17 protein-coding genes and 1 pseudogene are annotated in these 17,296 nt (G+C 70.3%); 11 read left to right on the top strand and 7 right to left on the bottom strand.

Annotated elements, in window-relative coordinates; genetic code table 11:
- Window positions 1-53 precede the first annotated feature (53 nt).
- Window positions 54-701, top strand: a complete 648-nt coding sequence (locus tag ACFYOH_RS03940) for a hypothetical protein (RefSeq protein WP_388620853.1) — start codon at window positions 54-56, stop codon at window positions 699-701.
- Window positions 702-872: 171 nt separating this feature from the next.
- Here the strand turns inward: ACFYOH_RS03940 and ACFYOH_RS03935 are convergent, their stop codons facing one another.
- Window positions 873-1,199, bottom strand: a complete 327-nt coding sequence (locus ACFYOH_RS03935) for a hypothetical protein (protein WP_388620851.1) — start codon at window positions 1,197-1,199, stop codon at window positions 873-875.
- Window positions 1,200-1,345: 146 nt separating this feature from the next.
- Between ACFYOH_RS03935 and ACFYOH_RS03930 the strand changes: the two are divergent.
- The 3 genes and pseudogenes from ACFYOH_RS03930 to ACFYOH_RS03920 form a co-directional block, all read left to right on the top strand.
- Window positions 1,346-1,767: pseudogene (locus ACFYOH_RS03930) on the top strand (IS5 family transposase); the annotation flags it as partial.
- 105 nt (window positions 1,768-1,872) lie between these two features.
- On the top strand, window positions 1,873-2,361 hold the full coding sequence (locus ACFYOH_RS03925) for a hypothetical protein (RefSeq protein ID WP_388620849.1): 489 nt from the start codon (window positions 1,873-1,875) through the stop codon (window positions 2,359-2,361).
- Window positions 2,362-2,390: 29 nt separating this feature from the next.
- On the top strand, window positions 2,391-3,158 hold the full coding sequence (locus ACFYOH_RS03920) for a transposase (RefSeq protein WP_388620848.1): 768 nt from the start codon (window positions 2,391-2,393) through the stop codon (window positions 3,156-3,158).
- Window positions 3,159-3,207: 49 nt separating this feature from the next.
- Here ACFYOH_RS03920 and ACFYOH_RS03915 read toward each other — a convergent pair whose 3' ends face one another.
- The 3 genes from ACFYOH_RS03915 to ACFYOH_RS03905 all read right to left on the bottom strand — a co-directional run bounded on the left by ACFYOH_RS03915 (window position 3,208) and on the right by ACFYOH_RS03905 (window position 5,794).
- The gene (locus tag ACFYOH_RS03915) at window positions 3,208-3,879 is read right to left on the bottom strand and encodes a hypothetical protein (RefSeq protein ID WP_388620846.1); all 672 of its coding nucleotides are present in this window, start codon (window positions 3,877-3,879) and stop codon (window positions 3,208-3,210) included.
- 207 nt (window positions 3,880-4,086) lie between these two features.
- Window positions 4,087-4,590, bottom strand: a complete 504-nt coding sequence (locus tag ACFYOH_RS03910; RefSeq protein ID WP_388620844.1) for a hypothetical protein — start codon at window positions 4,588-4,590, stop codon at window positions 4,087-4,089.
- 130 nt (window positions 4,591-4,720) lie between these two features.
- A complete protein-coding gene (locus ACFYOH_RS03905; RefSeq protein ID WP_388620843.1) occupies window positions 4,721-5,794 on the bottom strand; it encodes a Ku protein in 1,074 nt (357 codons plus the stop codon).
- A gap of 197 nt (window positions 5,795-5,991) precedes the next feature.
- On the opposite strand from ACFYOH_RS03905, the gene ligD reads away from it, so the two are divergent.
- On the top strand, window positions 5,992-6,879 hold the full coding sequence (gene ligD / locus ACFYOH_RS03900; protein ID WP_388620841.1) for a non-homologous end-joining DNA ligase: 888 nt from the start codon (window positions 5,992-5,994) through the stop codon (window positions 6,877-6,879).
- Between the two features lie 36 nt (window positions 6,880-6,915).
- Here the strand turns inward: ligD and ACFYOH_RS03895 are convergent, their stop codons facing one another.
- On the bottom strand, window positions 6,916-7,719 hold the full coding sequence (locus ACFYOH_RS03895; RefSeq protein WP_388620839.1) for an NERD domain-containing protein: 804 nt from the start codon (window positions 7,717-7,719) through the stop codon (window positions 6,916-6,918).
- 100 nt (window positions 7,720-7,819) lie between these two features.
- Between ACFYOH_RS03895 and ACFYOH_RS03890 the strand changes: the two genes are divergently transcribed.
- The 5 genes from ACFYOH_RS03890 (at window position 7,820) to ACFYOH_RS03870 (ending at window position 13,389) form a co-directional block, all read left to right on the top strand.
- Window positions 7,820-8,329 carry a protein phosphatase gene (locus ACFYOH_RS03890; protein ID WP_388620837.1) on the top strand — a complete coding sequence of 170 codons (510 nt, stop codon included), beginning with the start codon at window positions 7,820-7,822 and terminating at the stop codon, window positions 8,327-8,329.
- 128 nt (window positions 8,330-8,457) lie between these two features.
- Complete coding sequence (locus ACFYOH_RS03885; RefSeq protein WP_388620835.1) at window positions 8,458-9,231, top strand: hypothetical protein; 774 nt, start codon at window positions 8,458-8,460, stop codon at window positions 9,229-9,231.
- Window positions 9,228-10,478 carry an ATP-binding protein gene (locus ACFYOH_RS03880; RefSeq protein ID WP_388620833.1) on the top strand — a complete coding sequence of 417 codons (1,251 nt, stop codon included), beginning with the start codon at window positions 9,228-9,230 and terminating at the stop codon, window positions 10,476-10,478. The genes ACFYOH_RS03885 and ACFYOH_RS03880 overlap by 4 nt, the downstream gene beginning before the upstream one ends.
- 68 nt (window positions 10,479-10,546) lie before the next feature.
- Window positions 10,547-11,908, top strand: a complete 1,362-nt coding sequence (locus ACFYOH_RS03875) for an FtsW/RodA/SpoVE family cell cycle protein (RefSeq protein WP_388620831.1) — start codon at window positions 10,547-10,549, stop codon at window positions 11,906-11,908.
- A 23-nt stretch (window positions 11,909-11,931) separates the two neighbouring features.
- Window positions 11,932-13,389, top strand: a complete 1,458-nt coding sequence (locus tag ACFYOH_RS03870; RefSeq protein WP_388621087.1) for a penicillin-binding transpeptidase domain-containing protein — start codon at window positions 11,932-11,934, stop codon at window positions 13,387-13,389.
- A 22-nt stretch (window positions 13,390-13,411) separates the two neighbouring features.
- Here the strand turns inward: ACFYOH_RS03870 and ACFYOH_RS03865 are convergent, their stop codons facing one another.
- Window positions 13,412-14,314: a hypothetical protein gene (locus ACFYOH_RS03865; RefSeq protein WP_388621085.1), complete on the bottom strand. Its 903-nt coding sequence runs from the start codon at window positions 14,312-14,314 to the stop codon at window positions 13,412-13,414.
- Between the two features lie 662 nt (window positions 14,315-14,976).
- A complete protein-coding gene (locus ACFYOH_RS03860; RefSeq protein ID WP_388620829.1) occupies window positions 14,977-16,086 on the bottom strand; it encodes a ferritin-like domain-containing protein in 1,110 nt (369 codons plus the stop codon).
- A 124-nt stretch (window positions 16,087-16,210) separates the two neighbouring features.
- Here ACFYOH_RS03860 and ACFYOH_RS03855 point away from each other — a divergent pair, with 124 nt between their 5' ends.
- Window positions 16,211-17,149: a diiron oxygenase gene (locus ACFYOH_RS03855; RefSeq protein ID WP_388620827.1), complete on the top strand. Its 939-nt coding sequence runs from the start codon at window positions 16,211-16,213 to the stop codon at window positions 17,147-17,149.
- Window positions 17,150-17,296: the final 147 nt, after the last annotated feature.

Here is a 17,296-nt window from a genome sequence, read left to right as displayed (position 1 = left end):
CATGGCGAAGGTCGCTGTCGTACTGTATTCGGTCGCCGCCTGTAAGTAGACGAATGGACGAGTTGGGGGATCTCGTGGATGTGACCACGCTGGCCGTCGCACTCATCAGCGTCGGAGGCACGCTGGGCGGCACCTTGGGCGGGGCAGTGCTCAGCCAGCGCGCCACCCGAGAGCAAAACGAGCGTGCCGATCGTGAACGGGAGCAAGAGCGCCAGGAGCAAGCGCAGCAGGCCAAACGCGATCTTTATGCCCAACTGAACACCACGGCTCGCGCCTACCGGATCGCCGCCCGAGACACTGTCCACGCGGCCGAGCGCGGTGAAACCATCGACCCTGCAGTGCTCGACTCCGCCAAGGAGGCTTGGGCCGACCAGTACTCCCAGGCGCAGATGGCTCTCGCAAAGGATGTCCTGCACGTGACCTCGACACTCAACGGGACGCTCCAAGTCGGGTACTCAGTCGTCAAGCAGTTGCCAAGCAGCCCAAACCTCAACGAGGCGTATCAGCGAGCGAAGGCATGGTTCAGCGGCCCACTGTCGGATGGTGTATGGCTGCTAAGGGTCACACTGAGACATGACCTCGGTGTCGAGATCGACCCCGAGTTCGAGCACACTCGCGTGCGGATGCTCACTGCGCTCAACAGCGCACGGAGAGAAATTGAGCGCCTAATCGCCGCAGAGCGCGTTCAGGCCGCCGAATAACGTTGACAGGCAGAGCCAATAAGTGAGGCCCCTGAAATCCGTCAGCGGATGCCAGGGGCCTTCAGCACGGTCAGGCGATATCACTCGTACTCGCGAAGCAGATCTTCGATACGCCGGTTGGCGACGTCCTGCCGTCCATCGGTGCACTTCGCGTAGCGGGTCAGCAGGACCTCATGCATGACGCCCAGCCTCAGTCACGCTGGGCTGCTCGTGTTCGCACAGGTCGTAGTGGGTGATGCGGCCGGCCAGCGTCTCGTCGAACTCCCTCATCTCCTGAGCGTTGCGGACAAGGACGCGCTGGTACGCCAGCTGCGGTGAGAGGGAGACCAACTCGGGGCACGGGCGCACGATTCCGTACAGCGCGTGATGCCGGCCACGCGAATACACGGGTATTCCGTAGGCGAAGTGGGCGGCCATGCCCGGCTTCTCGGGAATCTCCACCCGCAGTTGCTCCTCACGCCAGGCCCGTTCGGCTACCGCGGCGAACAGCTCCTCCATGTGCTTGCGGGACAGTCGGCCCCACCACGCCTTCGCCGTCTCCAGAGCCTGACGCTCCTTCTTCTCCTGCTCAGCCTGTTCGCGCGCACGCCGGGCCTGCTCCTTTGACGTCGTTTCCTTTGGCGTGATCGTTCGTTGAGCCGTGCATGACGGATTTGGTTGAGCGGTTGGTACCGGACGAGTTGTGGACGCTGTTCCGGCGGGTGGTTCCGCCGACGCAGGTCATACGCCCGCAGGGCGGCGGGCGACGGCGGGCTGGTGACCGTGAATGCCTCGCGGCGATCATCTTCGTGGCCACTTCAGGCTGCACGTGGCGGCAGCTGCCCCCGGTGTTCGGCCCTGCCTGGCCGACGGTCTACCGGCGCTTCGCCCGGTGGAGCCGAGACCGGGTCTGGGCCCGGCTCCACCGCGTGATCCTCGACGAACTCGGCGCCCGCGGTGAACTGGACTGGTCGCGGTGCGCCATCGACTCCGTCAGCATCCGGGCGGCAAAAGGGGGCCACTGACCGGACCGAATCCGACCGACCGTGGCAAGCCGGGATCGAAAATCCACCTGATCACCGACCAACTTCAATTGCGCTACGACGCCTGAGGGCCGTCCCGTAACTGCCCCGGCGTGGGCGGTCCATGGGCAGCCCGTCTCTCTCAAGCGGTGAGTTGAGAGACTCCTGTCATGGGATCTTGGGGAACCTTGGGGCCGGCGCTGTTGTCTCTGGCAGGTGTTGCGCTCGGCGCGGGCGGGTCGCTGTTTGGCCAGTACCTGGTGTCGCGAGCGAGCACCCGGCAGCTTGAGATACAGGAGTCGGCCGCGCACCGTGCAGAGCTGAAGAACGTGATCCTGAAGTTCCTGAGCATCGCGGCGCAGGTGGAGAAGGCGGCGCTCACGCGCCCGCCCAGTGGCGGGACCACAGCCGATCCCGTGCTCGACCAGCTCGTCGATGACCTGTGGCTTGCGCAGGCGGAGATCGATCTGGCTGCCAGAAGCGAACCCTTGCGGGGCGCTACGTATCGTTATGCGGCGCGCCTCGCTGAGGCGGCCCGAGGCGAGATAGCCGACGCGTCGGCACTGCGCGGGCCGCAGGCGCAGTTCATGGACGCCTCGTATGACGACCTGTGGCCCGGACAGCGACGCGCGGCCGGGGATTCCCCGGCACCTCCGTGAGGCGGGACGGCGGGTGAGACGATCTTGCCGTGGCTGGTGTGATCACGGCGTCGGAGCCCTCCTGGATAACCCCGTTCTCCGGGCTGAGCCCGTCCTGCTTCCGCAAGCTGATCACCGCGCTACGCCGCGAAGACGCGGAGCCGGTACGCAAAGGCCGCCCCTGGAGCCTGCCACTGGAGGACCGCGTACTGCTGGTGACCGCGTACTGGCGCACGAACTTGACGCTGCGCCAGCTGGCCCCGCTGTTCGGCATCTCGAAATCCGCGGCCGACCGCATCATCGACCATCTCGGGCCGTCGCTCGCACTCCGGCCCCGCAGACGATTCCGCAAGGACACGGTGCTCATCGTGGACGGCACCCTCGTCCCTACTCGGGACCACGCGATCGCCGAACAGTCCAAGAACTATCGGTACTCCACCAACCACCAGGTCGTCATCGATGCCGACACCCGTCTGGTCGTCGTGGTCGGCCGACCGTTGCCAGGCAACCGGAACGACTGCAGAGCGTGGGAGGAATCCCGGGCCAAGGCCGCCGTCGGCAAGACCCTGACGATCGCCGATGGCGGCTATCCGGGCACCGGACTCGTGATGCCGCACCGCCGCCGGGCCGGTGAGGAACTGCCCGACTGGAAGCAGGAACACAACCGCTCGCACAAGCAGGCCCGGGCCCGCGTCGAGCACGCCTTCGCCCGCATGAAGACCTGGAAAATCCTCCGCGACTGCCGCCTCAAGGGCGACGGAGTCCACCACGCCATGCTCGGCATCGCCCGCCTGCACAACCTCACCCTCGCTGGATAGACCGCCAAGTCACCAGCCAGACGGCCATACTCGCCCATTCGGAGATCATTTACGGGACGGCCCTTAGTTGGCGATGGAGGAGATTCAGTGCCCCGCTGCGGTCGGGGGTCGCGGGGGTGAAGTAGTGAATGTAGACGAACAGGTTCTTGCGGACGCTGATCAGTTTGACACTGGCGTTGCCGAGGTTGTCGAGGGTGCTGATGACGGAGCCGGTGGCGTGGTCCGCGGGGGCCGCGAAGGTGTGCTGGTGCGGCGCGCCGGTGGTCTGCCAGGTGTGTGCCATGGACTCGTACATGCTCTCGGCGCCGGTGGGTGCGGCGAACCGAACGAGGAAGATGTCCGTCTGGCTTCCGTCGTTGCTGATCCAGCCCTGCCGTGCAGCCGCGACGAAGCGTCGGCGTACGAGCACGGCCTTCGCCCGCGAGACGAAGTCCGGCTTGAAGAGCCCATGGGCAAAGCCGTCCAGGTCCAGCGCGCCGTTGCGGTCGGTCCAGGCATGCGCGCCTGCCGGTACCGGCAGGACGGTGGCCAGGAGCTGTGCTCCCGCTCCAGACGCAGGTGAGCCCCCGGTCGGGGAGGGGGTCGCGGGGACCGACGGAGATGTAGTCGCCGAGCCCGTGGCCGCTGACGAGGGCTGGATGCGTGGCGTTGAGCAGCCGGCCAGCACTGCCGTCAGAAGGGTTGCGGCGAGGACCTCGGCGCATCGTCTCGGTATGTGCACGGCGGGATCATGACCGATCCCACGATCTTGCGTCCACTGTCTTTTCGGGTGCGGGCGGACTACGGGACGAGGGCTGCTTGAACCGGGGGACGAGGAGCGGTTCGGTCATGCAGTGGCCTCGACCGCAGTGTCTCGTGTTTGCCTAGCCTGCGGACCCGGCCGCCAACCGCTAGCGCCGTGGCCGGCCGGGCTGGCAGGCGCTTCAGCTCAATGATCTTGGCCTGTGGTCCGTGCGGAGCAGGTGTGTCCGTCGCCGGGCAGGCCCATGACGTTCAGTACGGGGTCCTCGTCCTCGGGGATCTCGAAGGTGAAGTTCGCTCCTGTCGGGATCGTCACGAGCGAGCACTGGTCGCCGAGGGGCAGCGGAGGATACGGCGCCCAGGAACAGCCGGCCTTGTCCAAGGCGGAGACGACGTCCGGGTGTTTGAGGCCTGCCGGGAACGTGCCCGTCCCGCCGACAATCGACACAGGGAGTTCGACGACGTCACGCCAGGTCTGGATGCAGATGAGGGAGACCTTGCGGCAACGGCAGACACTCAACTCCAGGTCTCCATAGGCGAAGAGCCGAGGCCACTTTCTGTTCCGGCTCATCGTCCCGATGTCCCGTGGCTTGCCGAGAGCTGTGGTCACATCGCTCCAGTCGGCTCCGCTGAACACCGGGCCCAGACGGCCCGTCTTCGCCATGTTGGCCAGGACATCGAGTATCTCCACGGGCGGAGCCTGGCAGGTGCCTGACCAGCAGTCCGGCCGATTCAGAGGGTCAGCCCGCTGCGGTCCGTACGGCTCGGTGGGCAGACCGCATTCAGGGTCTGTTGCGGGGTTCGCCGACGAAGCTGCTCCCTCAAGCCGTCCGCTTGCGCGACGCGGTCTTCTTCGCTGCCGTCTCCTTCGCTGCTGTCTTCTTCGCACCCTGAGCCGTCTTGGCCGTCGTGCTCTTCTTCGCCCCCTGAGCCGTCTTGGACGTCGCCTTCGACGTCGCCCTGGACGTCGCCTTCGACGTCGATTTGCGGGCCGGTTCGGGCTTCTTCGCGGTGGCTGCCTTCTTCGCCGTGGACGTGGACTTCTTGCCGCCCGCCGCCTTGGGTGCGGCTTTCCTCGGCAGGGGTCTGACCTCGGCCTCGCCCGCGGCGGGTGCCACGCCGCGCGACTCGCGGGCCGTTCGCACGCTGTTCTCCAGCGCGGCCATCAGGTCCAGCACCTTGCCCCCGGCGGCCGGTGCCGGGGCCTCCGGTGGGGCCTCGCCGGAGGCCTTCGCGGCGATGACCTCCTCCAGGGCCGCCCGGTACTCGTCGTGGAGGTCTTCCAGGTCGACCTCGCCGAGGGTGTCCATCAGGGCGTCGGCGAGGTCGAGTTCCTTGTCGCGGATGGTGACGTCGGTGTCGGGGGCGACGCCCTCGGGGGCGCGGACCTCGTCCGGCCACAGCAGGCCGTGCATCGCGATGGCGTCGCCGACCACCCGGAGCATGCCGAGGCGTTCGCGGCCGCGCAGGGCGTACTTGGCGATGGCCACCTTGTTGCTGCGTTTCAGGGCCTCGCGGAGCAGGATGTACGGCTTGGCCGCGGGGGCGCCGCCAGCCGCCAGGTAGTATGCCGCGTCCATCTGGAGCGGGTCGATCCGGTCGGCCGGTACGAAGGCCACGATGTCGATCGTGCGGGCGGTCGGAATGGGCAGGTGGGAGAGGTCGTCGTCGGTGATCGGGATGATCGTGCCGTCCGCGTCCTCGTACCCCTTGCCGATCTCGGCCTGGCTGACCTCGCGGTCCTCCAGTTCGCACACCTTGCGGTAGCGGATGCGGCCGTTGTCCTGGGTGTGGATCTGGCGGAAGGAGATCGAGTGGCTCTCCGTGGCGTTCACCAGCTTGATCGGGATGCTGACGAGCCCGAAGGAGATGGCCCCGTTCCATATGGATCGCACGTGCCGCACCCTTCCTCTGCCGGATCCATCTGATCTGCCGGATCCGCTGGATCCGCTGGATCCGCTGGATCCGCTGGATCCGCTGGATCCGGCAGATCCGCTGGATCCGCGGCTTCTTCCGGATCCACAGGATCCACCGGCTACGACGAATATGCCGGTTACACCGCTTAACCCTATTCGTCTGGGATTGTCATGGTATGACGCCTATCACAGAGGTGGAGGGGCGGCGGGTCGCGCTCAGCAACCTGGAGAAGGTGCTGTATCCGGAGACCGGCTTCACCAAGGCGGAGCTGGTGCACTACTACGCGACCAGCGCCGCCGTGCTCCTGCCGCACCTGCGCGACCGGGCCGTGTCCTTTCTGCGCTATCCGGACGGACCGGAGGGGCAGCTGTTCTTCACGAAGAACGTTCCGCCGGGTACGCCCGAGTGGGTCACCACCGCCGAGGTGCCGCGGTCCTCGGCGGACAGTCCGGCTCGGATGGTGGTGCTGCAGGATCTGGCGAGCCTCGTCTGGGCGGCGAATCTCGTCACCGAGTTCCACACCCATCAGTGGCTGGTGCAGACCCCGGACGAGGCCGACCGGCTGGTCTTCGACCTCGACCCGGGCGCGCCCGCGACGGTCGTCCACTGCTGCCAGGTGGCCCTGTGGCTACGCGAGCGGCTCGCGGCGGACGGCATCGAGGCGTACCCGAAGACGGCCGGGTCGAAGGGGCTGCACCTGCTGGCCTCCGTCCGGGGCTCGTCCTCCGAGCGGACAAGCGAGTACGCGAAGGCGCTCGCCGTCGAGGCCGAGCGGGCGATGCCGCGGCTGGTGGTGCACCGGATGACGAAGAGCCTCAGGCCGGGGAAGGTGTTCGTCGACTGGAGCCAGAACGCGGCCCGCAAGACCACGGCCACCCCGTACACGCTGCGCGCCCGCCGGGCCCCGCTGGTGTCCGCGCCGGTGACCTGGGAGGAGGTCGCCGACTGCCGCGACCCGGCTCAGCTGGAGTTCCAGGCGGAGGACATCGCGCCGCGGCTGCAGGACCTCGGTGACCTGATGGCACCCATGCTGGACCCGGATGGGGCGGCCCCACTCCCCTGATCCACGCCCCCGGACACCCCCCGATCCGTCCCCGGCCTACACCCTCCCCCACGTATTCCGGTCCCGTGCCATCCCGTGCAGCGCCTCCACGTCCGCCGGCTTCAGCACGCCGCCGAACCGGGCCAGGCCCGCCAGCTCGGTGTCCTGGAGGATCCGTACCGCGCGTGGTGGGGCGGTCACCGTCAGCTCGGCCGGGCCCGCCAGGGCCAGTACGGGGCGGACCTCGGCGGTCAGGGCGTAGGAGGCCCGGTCGGCGACGGACCGCAGCCGGCGCAGCAGCGGCTCGGTCTCGCGGCGGCCGACGGTGACCATCGGGTCGGCGATCAGGACGCGGGCCTTGCGGGCGTACAGGGCGTGTACGGCGTACAGGCCGCCGGGGCCGAGGAGCAGATGGTGGATGCGGTCGCCGCCGGGCAGGGCGATGGAGTGCAGGGTGTGCCAGCCGGCCCCCTCCAGGCCGTCCAGGGCCGTGCCGACGGTCTCCTCGGCGGCCAGGGCGCGCCGGCGCGGGTCGGGGCGCAGCCGGTGGGTGGGGCCGGGGTCGCGGTCGAGGGCGACGAGCAGGGCCTCGCCGGGGCGGTTGGGCGCCAGGTCGTCGTCGGGGTGCAGGGTCAGCCGGGCGAGTTCAGCGGGGGTCGGCACGGGCGGTGGGCCGACGGTCACCGGGCCGGTCAGGAACGGTTTCAGGGCTTGGAGTACGTCGTCCCGGCTGTCCTCGCCGAGCAGGTTGACCCGGCCCGTCTCACGGTCGTACCAGGCGACATTGCTTCCGTCCGGGCGGCAGACGTACAGCCGTTCCCGGCCGTGCCGATAGGCCGGCACCACGCGCAGTGCGCTCATGCGCCATCACCCCTGGACCATGGGAACAGGCGGGGTGCTCCTGGGGCAAGACCGGTTACCGTGGAGGGCGGCCCCGGTTGGGGGAGTTGGGGAGGCGCCGTTGCGGATCCGCGGGAAGCAGCCCGACGTACCGGCTCCGGAGAGCCCGTGGAACGAGATCGTGCCCGGCCTGTGGATGGGCGGGCACGAGTTCCTGGGCCGCTCGGGACGGCCGGAGCTCGCCGTCGTACGTGATGAGTTCGATGTGGTGCAGACGCTGCTGCGGCTGCCAGGGTACGGCCCCGATCCGGGGGTCGAGCACCATGTGTGGCCGATACCGGACGGCCCGCTGGACGGGACGCAGCTCGCCGGGGTGATCCGGCTGGCCCGGGCGGCGAACGAGGCGCTGGACGCCGGTCGCCGAGTGCTCGTGCGCTGCTATCACGGGTACAACCGCTCGGGTCTGGTCGTCGCGCACGCGCTGGTCCAGCGGGGGCATGCCGCGCCGGACGAGGTGATCCGGCTGATCCGGGCCCGGCGGTCGGCGTGGGCGCTGCACAACGAGTTGTTCGTGGAGTACCTGCGCGCGGGCCTGTCGACCGTGCGGCTGCTGGAGGAGCTGGCCGAGTAGCCTCTCTCCCAGCAGCACCTACCCCCCACGGGTGCAAAAAGGACTTACGTACGACTTACATAAGAATTTTCCGCGTCTACGAATAAGGTGTACGGGGCCCCGACCGACCCCGACACCCCAGGAGCACCGTGCCAGCCCGCCGTCCCGCGCGCGCCGCCCTCACCGCGGCCGTCGTCGCCCTGCTGTCGGTGACGGCGGTGGCCTGCGGGGACGCCGGCGAGCTGCGGGGCGCGGGCACCACCCCGGCCGCCGTCAGCCCCGCCAAGCTGTGGCCGGACCTGCGTCCGGCGTCCAGCCCGGCGTACCCCTACGACGTGGCGACCAGGAGCGTCGTGAAGGGCATCACGGTTCCCGGCGACGACATCCGCAAGGTGGACCCGGTGAGGGTGGTCGAGGCCGAGATCAAGGCGCATCCGGACGACTACGGGTCGAAGGGGGCGTACCACGCGACCGTGGACCGGCTGAAGGACTGCCGGCCGGGCGGCGACCAGGCCCGCTGCCCGCTGCTGAAGCCGTACTACCGGGACCTCACCGGCGACGGCCGGGACGACATGACGCTGGGCTTCCGGCTCTACCCGACCAACCAGACGGGCGTGCGGGTCTACACCGTGGAGAAGCACAGGCTGGTGCAGGTGTTGGCCGACAACGACGCGATCCTCGGCGTGGAGCTGGCCGGCCGGTCACTGATCGAGCGTTCGCCGGCCGACATCTCCGGCTACGAGTACCGCACGACCTGGGTGTGGGACCCGGGGCAGCGCGCGATGGTCTTCTCCCGCGACGAGTACCTGCACACGGGTAAGGGCCGGCGCGCCAAGAAGCCCTCGGCCTCGCCCTCACCGTCCGTCTCACCGCCCGTCTCACCGTCCTCCCTTTCCGCTTCCTCCTCCGCGAGCGCGCGATGAGGCTCGCACTGCCCCGCTGGGCCGGGCCGCTCGCCGTGAAGGCGGCCGCGTTCATCACGGTGATGTGCTGTGCGCTGGCCGCGCTGCTCGGCGTCCTGGTGCATGTGTCGGTGACCAACCAGACCGTCGGCCAGGCCCGCGGCAAGGCCCTGGCCCGCCTCGCGGACGCCACCGAGGCGTACGAGGCCGGGGACACGCTGCTGCCGAACGCCGGGGTGGACCCCGAGGGGCTGCCCGCGCCGCTGCGCGCCCTGGCGGCGGCCGGCGAGCGCGGCACCATGGTCTCCCAGCACGACGGACGCCCGACCATGTGGGCGGCGGGCCCGGTGGCCGGGCACCGGGCGCTCGCCGTGGCGGTCGACTATTCGCAGCAGTCCCGCACCATCAGCGGGCTCGACACCTCGATCCTGTGGTCGTCGGCGCTCGCGATCGGGGCGACGGTGCTGGTCGGCGTGTTCGCGGTGACCCGGGTGACCCGGCGGCTGCACGGCACGGCCCGGGTGGCCCGGCGGATCAGCGCGGGCGACCTGGACGCGCGGGTCGACGACCCCCGTACGAGGGATTCGTCCCGGCCGCAGGACGAGGTGGCCGCGGTGGCGGCGGCGCTGGACTCCATGGCGTCGAGCCTGCAGAGCAAACTGCTGAGCGAGCAGCGGTTCACCGCGGACGTGGCGCACGAGCTGCGCACCCCGCTGACCGGGCTGCACGCGGCGGCGGAGCTGTTGCCTCCGGGCCGGCCGACGGAGCTGGTGCGGGACCGGGTGGCGGCGCTGCGCACCCTCACCGAGGACCTGCTGGAGATCTCCCGGCTGGACACCGGGCGGGAGAAGCCGGCGGTGGACACCGAGGAGCTGGGGGCGCTGGCCCGGCGGGTGGTACGGGCCTCGGGCACCGACACGGAGGTGCGCGTCCTCGCCGACGCCCGGGTGGAGACCGACCGGCGGCGGCTGGAGCGGGTGCTGGGGAACCTGGTGGCGAACGCGCACAAGCACGGGGCGCCGCCGGTAGTCCTGACGGTGAACGGGGCCGTGGTGACGGTACGTGATCACGGGGCCGGGTATCCGGACTATCTGGTGGCTCATGGGCCGCAGCGGTTCCGCACGGAGGGTGGGGCGACCGGCCACGGGCTGGGGCTGACGATTGCCGCGGGGCAGGCGGAGGTCCTGGGGGCGCGGTTGTTCTTCGGCAACGCGGTGGACGGTGGGGCAGTCGCCACGTTGGTCCTGCCGGTGGTCGAGGGGCGGTAAAGCCCCCACGCCACGCTGGCGCCGGCCGGCACAACACACAAGACGTCCTGTTTGGGTAGGTTCCGGGCATGACCAAGGCCGGAACCACCGTGGCGGCCAAGCAGGCTCCCGCACCCGTCGTACGCCTGCCCCGGCGTCGTGGCGTCGAACTCGCCCTGATCGTGCTGGCCGTGCTGTTGTCCGTCTACGGCTACTGCGCGGTGGGTCTGGCCCGGACCGGCACCGTCCCGCCCGGCGCCGCCGGTTACGGCGCCGGGCTCGCCGGGCTCGCGCTGTGCGCGCATCTCGCGGTGCGCATCCGGGCGCCGTACGCCGACCCGTTGTTCCTGCCGATCGGTGTGCTGCTCAACGGGCTGGGGCTGGTCCTGATCTACCGGCTGGACCGGGAGACCCCGAGCGGCCAGGCGGCCCCGGCCCAGCTGGTGTGGTCCACGCTCGGCATCGCGCTGTTCATCGGGGTCGTGCTGGTGCTGCGCGACCACCGGGTGCTCCATCGGTACGCCTACCTGTGCGTGGCCACCGCGCTCGGGCTGCTCGCGCTGCCGATCCTGTTCCCGCCCATCAACGGCGCCCGGATCTGGATCCGGATCGCCGGGTTCTCCATCCAGCCCGGCGAGTTCGCGAAGGTGCTGCTCGCGGTGTTCTTCGCCGCCTATCTGGCCGCCAACCGCAACGCGCTCGCGTACACGGGCCGCCGGCTGTGGCGACTGCAGTTCCCGACCGGGCGGGTGCTCGGGCCGATCCTGACCATCTGGCTGGTCAGCGTCGGCGTGCTGGTCCTGGAGCGGGACCTGGGCACCTCGCTGCTGTTCTTCGCGCTGTTCGTGGTGCTGCTGTACGTCGCCACCGGGCGGACCGGCTGGATCGCGGTCGGCCTGCTGCTCGCCGTCCTCGGTGCGATGGCCGTCGGGCCGATGGAGCCGCATGTGAACCAGCGGATCGAGGACTGGCTGCATCCGTTCGCCACCATCGAGGCCGGGCAGGGACCGAACCAGCTCTCCCAGTCGCTGTTCGCCTTCGCCGCCGGCGGAATGCTCGGCACCGGGCTCGGGCTCGGGCACTCCGTCCTCATCGGCTTCGCCGTCAAGTCGGACTTCATCCTGGCCACGGCGGGCGAGGAGCTGGGGCTCGCGGGGCTCGCCGCGATCTTCGTGCTGTACGCGCTGCTGGTGGAGCGCGGCTACCGGGCGGGCCTCGCCCTGCGCGAGCCCTTCGGCCGGCTGCTCGCGGTCGGGCTGGCCTCGATCCTGGCGCTGCAGGTGTTCGTGATCGCGGGCGGGGTCACCGGGCTGATCCCGCTGACCGGCATGGCGATGCCGTTCCTCGCCCAGGGCGGCTCCTCGGTGGTCACCAACTGGGCGATCGTGGCGCTGCTGATCCGGGTGAGCGACTCGGCGCGCAGCCAGTACGACGGGCAGGAGGCGGCGTGAGCGACTACGGCGGCGGGCGGCCGATGGGGCGCTACATCCGGCACGCCTGCGGGTTCTGCGCGCTGCTGCTGGCGGCCCTGCTGGTGAACGCGGCCCGGGTGCAGGTGGTGCAGTCCGGGGTCTACGACGGCAATCCCGCCAACCGGCGCGCCGAGATCGCCCGTTACGGCCATCCGCGCGGCGACATCCTGGTCGGCGACCAGCCGGTCACCGGCTCCGTGGACACCGGAGAGCAGCTGCGCTACGAACGCAGCTACAAGGACGGCCCGTTGTACGCGCCGGTCACCGGCTTCTCCTCGCAGTCGTACGGCACCACGTTCCTGGAGCACGCCGGGGACGGGGTGCTCTCCGGCACGGATCCGGTGCTGGCGCCGCTGCCGCTGTGGAACGACATGACGCGCGGGCTCGCTCCGGCCGGGAACGTCGTCACCACGCTGAACCGGGCCGCGCAGCAGGCGGCGTACCGGGGGCTGGCCGGGCGCAAGGGCGCGGTGGCCGCGATCGAGCCGGCCACGGGCCGCGTCCTGGCGCTGGTGTCGAGTCCGTCGTACGACCCTGGGGTGCTGTCCGGCAACGGCAAGGCGGTGGCCTCGCAGTGGCAGCGGCTCAACCACGACCCGCAGAAGCCGATGCTCAACCGGGCGGTACGGCAGACCTATCCGCCGGGGTCGACGTTCAAGGTGGTCACCGCGGCCGCGGCGCTGGACGCGGGTCTGGTCACCGACCTGGACGCGCGCACCGACTCCCCCGACCCGTACCGGCTGCCCGGCTCCACGACCCGGCTGACCAACGAGGCCGACGGCTGCCGGGACGCCTCGCTGCGGTCGGCCTTCGAGTGGTCCTGCAACACGGTGTTCGCCAAGCTGGGCGTGGACGTCGGGGTGCAGAACATGGTCGCCACGGCGCGGGCGTTCGGGTTCGACGACCCCGGGCTGCGCATCCCCTTCTCCGTCGCGCCCAGCACCTTCGACCCGCACGTGGACCGGGCGCAGCTGGCGCTGTCCTCGATCGGGCAGTACAACACGCGGGCCACGCCCCTGCAGATGGCGATGGTCGCGGCGGCCGTCGCGGACCGCGGGCAGCTGCGGACGCCGTACCTCGTGGAGCGGACGACCCGGCACAGCGGTGAGACGGTGGCCGGGAGCGGGGCGCATCCGGTACGGCAGGTGATCAACCCTGCCACGGCCGAACAGCTCAAGGGGCTGATGGCCGACGTGGTCCAGGAGGGCACCGGCACCCGGGCGGCCATCCCCGGCGCCCTGGTCGGCGGCAAGACCGGCACCGCGCAGCACGGGGTCGGCAACTCCGGTGCTCCGTACGCCTGGTTCGTCTCCTGGGCGCAGGCCGACGACTCCATGGACCCGCAGGTGGCGGTCGCGGTGGTGGTGGAGGACGCCTCGGCGAACCGGGGCGAGATCAGCGGCGCCGGCGACGCGGCACCGATCGCGCGGGATGTGATGCGGGCGGTCCTCGGCCGGTGAGCACCGGCCGAGGGGCCGACGGTCAGATCGGCTCGACCGCCTCGGAGCGGATCTGGACGGTCTGCCTGGCGAGCGCCGCCAGATCGACGTCCGACGGGTTCTGCGAGGCGAGCGGCGTGTCCACGAAGGCCACGGTGGCGCTGGTGTTGCCGTCGGCCCAGACGCACGCGGGGATGGTGATCTTCGTGCCTGTCTGCTCCTGGGTCACGACTTCGCAGCTGATCGTCATCTGCAGGTGGAACTCCTTGGGAGCGACGGCCAGTTCAGGGTTGCTACCGCCCTGGGCGAAGCCCTTCATCGCCTCCCGGCGGACCAGGTCGGCGTTCTTGAACCGGCCGTACATGCCCGACACCACCACGTTGCCCTTGGCGGCGTCACCGCCCAGGGCGTAGGTGCCGACGACTCCGTGGGTGTCCTTGGCGTCCCAGGCGCCGTCGGCCTCGTCCTCGATCTTCTTGCCCTCGGTGGCGGAGAGGTCCTTGGCGAGCCGGTACTTGCCGTCGAGCAGGGTCTGGGGCAGCGTGAGCTTGTTCTTCGCCTCGGGGAAGCCGCTCTCCACCGCCATCCCGATCAGGGCGAGCACCACGACGACCGCCACGACGACGCCGCCCACGATCCCGAGGATCAGCCCGACCCGCCGCTTCTTCGGCAGCGGGGCCATGGGCGGCGCACCCCAGCCCGGGTACGGCTGCTGGGCGTAGGGCTGCTGGGGCGGGTACGGCTGCTGCTGCGGATACGGGGAGCCGTACGGGCCGGGGGCGGCCTGCGGGGGCTGCTGGCCGTAGGGACCGGTGGCGGCCTGCGGGGGCTGCTGGCCGTACGGGCCCGGGGCGGCCTGCGGAGGCGGGCCGTACGGGTTCGGCGGCTGCTGGGGGCCGTTGGGGTACGGCTGGCCGTTCGGGTACGGCTGCTGCGGCGGAGGCATGGACACGTCCGCACGCTACTGCACCGGGGTGAACGACCCGCCAGTCACCTCAGCCCCAGCCAAAAGGCGCGGGGCGCCCGGGTGTCGGGCGTAACGTCCCGCGCTGGACCTCAGCCTCCACCGTCGCAGCCCTGCACCCGCCTCGGCCCTCCGCCACCTCAACCCTCCACCCAGCTCGACCCTCCACCCAGGGAACGAGGCGGAACGTGCGGGGCTGGGATCGGCGGCGGGGTGCGGGGCGGCTGAGGGCCCGCCGAAAGGCGCGGGGCGCCCGGGCGTGCCGCAGCCGCCCACCCGCCGCACCCCTCCACACGCCTCAGCCCGGCACCCGACTCAGCCCGGCGCCCAGGGAACGAGGCGGAACATGCGGGGCTGGGATCGGCGGCGGGGTGCGGGGCGGCTGAGGGCCGACCGAAAGGCGCGGGGCGCCCGGATGTGCCGCAGCCACCCACCCGCCGCACCCCTCCACACGCCTCAGCCCGGCGCCCAGGGAACCAGGCGGAACGTGCGGGGCTGGGATCGGCGGCGGGGTGCGGGGCGGCTGAGGGCCCGCCGAAAGGCGCGGGGCGCCCGGGCGTGCCGCAGCCGCCCACCCGCCGCAGCCCTCCACCGCCTCAACCCTCCACCGCCGCAGCCCTCCGCCACCAAGGTCCGCACGCGCCTCAGCTCTCCGCCGCCCCGGACTCGATCGCCTCCCGAACCTCCGCGATCCGCTCCCGCTCCTCGGCGGCGAAGCGCTGGGCGTCCAACTGCTCGGCGAGTTCCTCGTCCTGGGCCATCAGCAGATCCAGGTTGGCGTCGCCCATCTCGAAGACGCCCATGTCCACATAGGCCTGCTGGAGCCGCTTGCCCCAGAGCCCGATGTCCTTGACGCACGGCACGATCCGGCTGAACAGCAGCTTGCGGAACAGCTGGAGGAACTCCGAGCGCTCGCTCAGCTCCTCCGCCTCGGCCTTGGGGATGCCGAAGTTCTCCAGGACCTCCACGCCCCGCAGCCGGTCGCGCATCAGATAGCAGCCCTCGATGACGAACTCCTCGCGCTCGCGCAGTTCGGCGTCGGTGAGCTGCTTGTAGTAGTCCCTCAGGGCCAGCCGGCCGAAGGCCACGTGCCGGGCCTCGTCCTGCATGACGTAGGTCAGGATCTGCTTGGGCAGCGGCTTGTCGGTGGTGTCCCGGATCATCCCGAACGCGGCCAGCGCCAGCCCCTCGATGAGGACCTGCATGCCCAGATAGGGCATGTCCCAGCGGCTGTCCCGAAGCGTGTCGCCGAGCAGCGACTGCAGATTGTCGTTGATCGGGTAGACGAGCCCGATCTTCTCGTGCAGGAACCGGCCGTAGATCTCGGCATGCCGGGCCTCGTCCATGGTCTGGGTCGCGGAGTAGAACTTGGCGTCCAGGTCGGGCACCGACTCCACGATCCGCGCCGCGCAGATCATCGCGCCCTGCTCGCCGTGCAGGAACTGGCTGAACTGCCAGGAGGCGTAGTGCCGCCGCAGCTCGCCCTTGTCCCGCTCCGTCATCTTGTCCCAGTACTTGGTGCCGTACAGGGACATGGCCTCCTCGGGCGTGCCCAGCGCGTCGTACGGGTCGACCTCCAGGTCCCAGTCGATGCGCTGCTGCCCGTCCCACTGCTTGTCCTTGCCCTTCTGGTACAGGGCGAGCAGGCGTTCGCGGCCGTCGTCGTACTCCCAGCTGAACCGGGCGGCGCCGCTCGCGGGCACCTGCCAGAGGGGGTCACCGGGGTCGTTGGCGTACAGGTCATGGGTCGGCATACCTCGCAGGCTCACACGTAGACGCGAAGTCAACAAGTCACGTGCAAGGGATTGACGGGCTTGCTGACAGGCAGTCTCATAAGAGGCATGACGACGTACCCCCCGGTAACGAGGTGAGGGAGCCATGACGACCCTGACGGAAGCGGACGCGCTGGACGGTCTGCGCGATGCGCTCGGCCTGCTCAAGGACCGGGAGCAGGTGGCCGAACGGCTGCTCGTCTCCTCCGCCAAACACTCCTTCGACCCGGACAAGGAGCTGGACTGGGACGCGCCCTTCGAGGAGGGCAAGTGGTTCTGGCCGCCGGAACTGGTCTCGCTGTACGACACGCCGATGTGGAAGCGGATGAGCGAGGAACAGCGCATCCTGCTCTCCCAGCACGAGGCGGCGGCGCTGGCCTCGCTCGGCATCTGGTTCGAGATCATCCTGATGCAGCTGCTGGTCCGGCACATCTACGACAAGGCCGCGACGAGCGCGCACGTCCGCTACGCCCTCACCGAGATCGAGGACGAGTGCCGGCACTCCAAGATGTTCGCGCGCCTGATCTCGCACGGCGGCACGCCCTGGTACCCGGTGAGCCGCGTCCACCAGAACCTCGGCCGCGTCTTCAAGACCATCTCCACCACGCCCGGCTCCTTCACCGCCACCCTCCTCGGCGAGGAGGTCCTGGACTGGATGCAGCGGCTGACGTTCCCGGACGAGCGGATCCAGCCCCTCATCCGCGGCGTCACCCGCATCCACGTGGTCGAGGAGGCCCGGCACGTCCGGTACGCCCGTGAGGAACTGCGGCGCCAGATGATGACGGCGCCGAAGTGGTCCCAGGAGTTCACCCGGGTCACGTCCGGCGAGTTCGCCCGAGTCTTCTCGGTGGCCTTCGTGAACCCCGAGGTCTACACGAACGTGGGCCTGGACAAGCGGGAGGCCATGGCCCAGGTGAAGGCGAGCGGGCACCGGCGCGAGGTCATGCAGACGGGGGCGAAGCGGCTGACGGACTTCTTGGACGACATCGGGGTGCTGCGGGGGGTCGGGCGGCGGCTGTGGAGGTCGTCGGGGCTGCTGGCGTAGGTCCGGGCCGGGCAGGGGGTTGGCGCTGCTCGCTGTGGGGTGCCGCGCCTCGAAGCCGACGGCGCTGCGGTTCCCCGAGGGGCGCGGGGCCGTATCGATGTGCGGCTCCGCCCCGTGTACGCGACCAGCCACAACGGACCGGCAGAC

Source organism: Streptomyces sp. NPDC007856, assembly GCF_042868225.1.
Taxonomy (GTDB): Bacteria; Actinomycetota; Actinomycetes; order Streptomycetales; family Streptomycetaceae; genus Streptomyces.
Note: the sequence above shows the minus strand (reverse complement) of the source record. Positions and strands in the feature narration are given on the sequence as shown.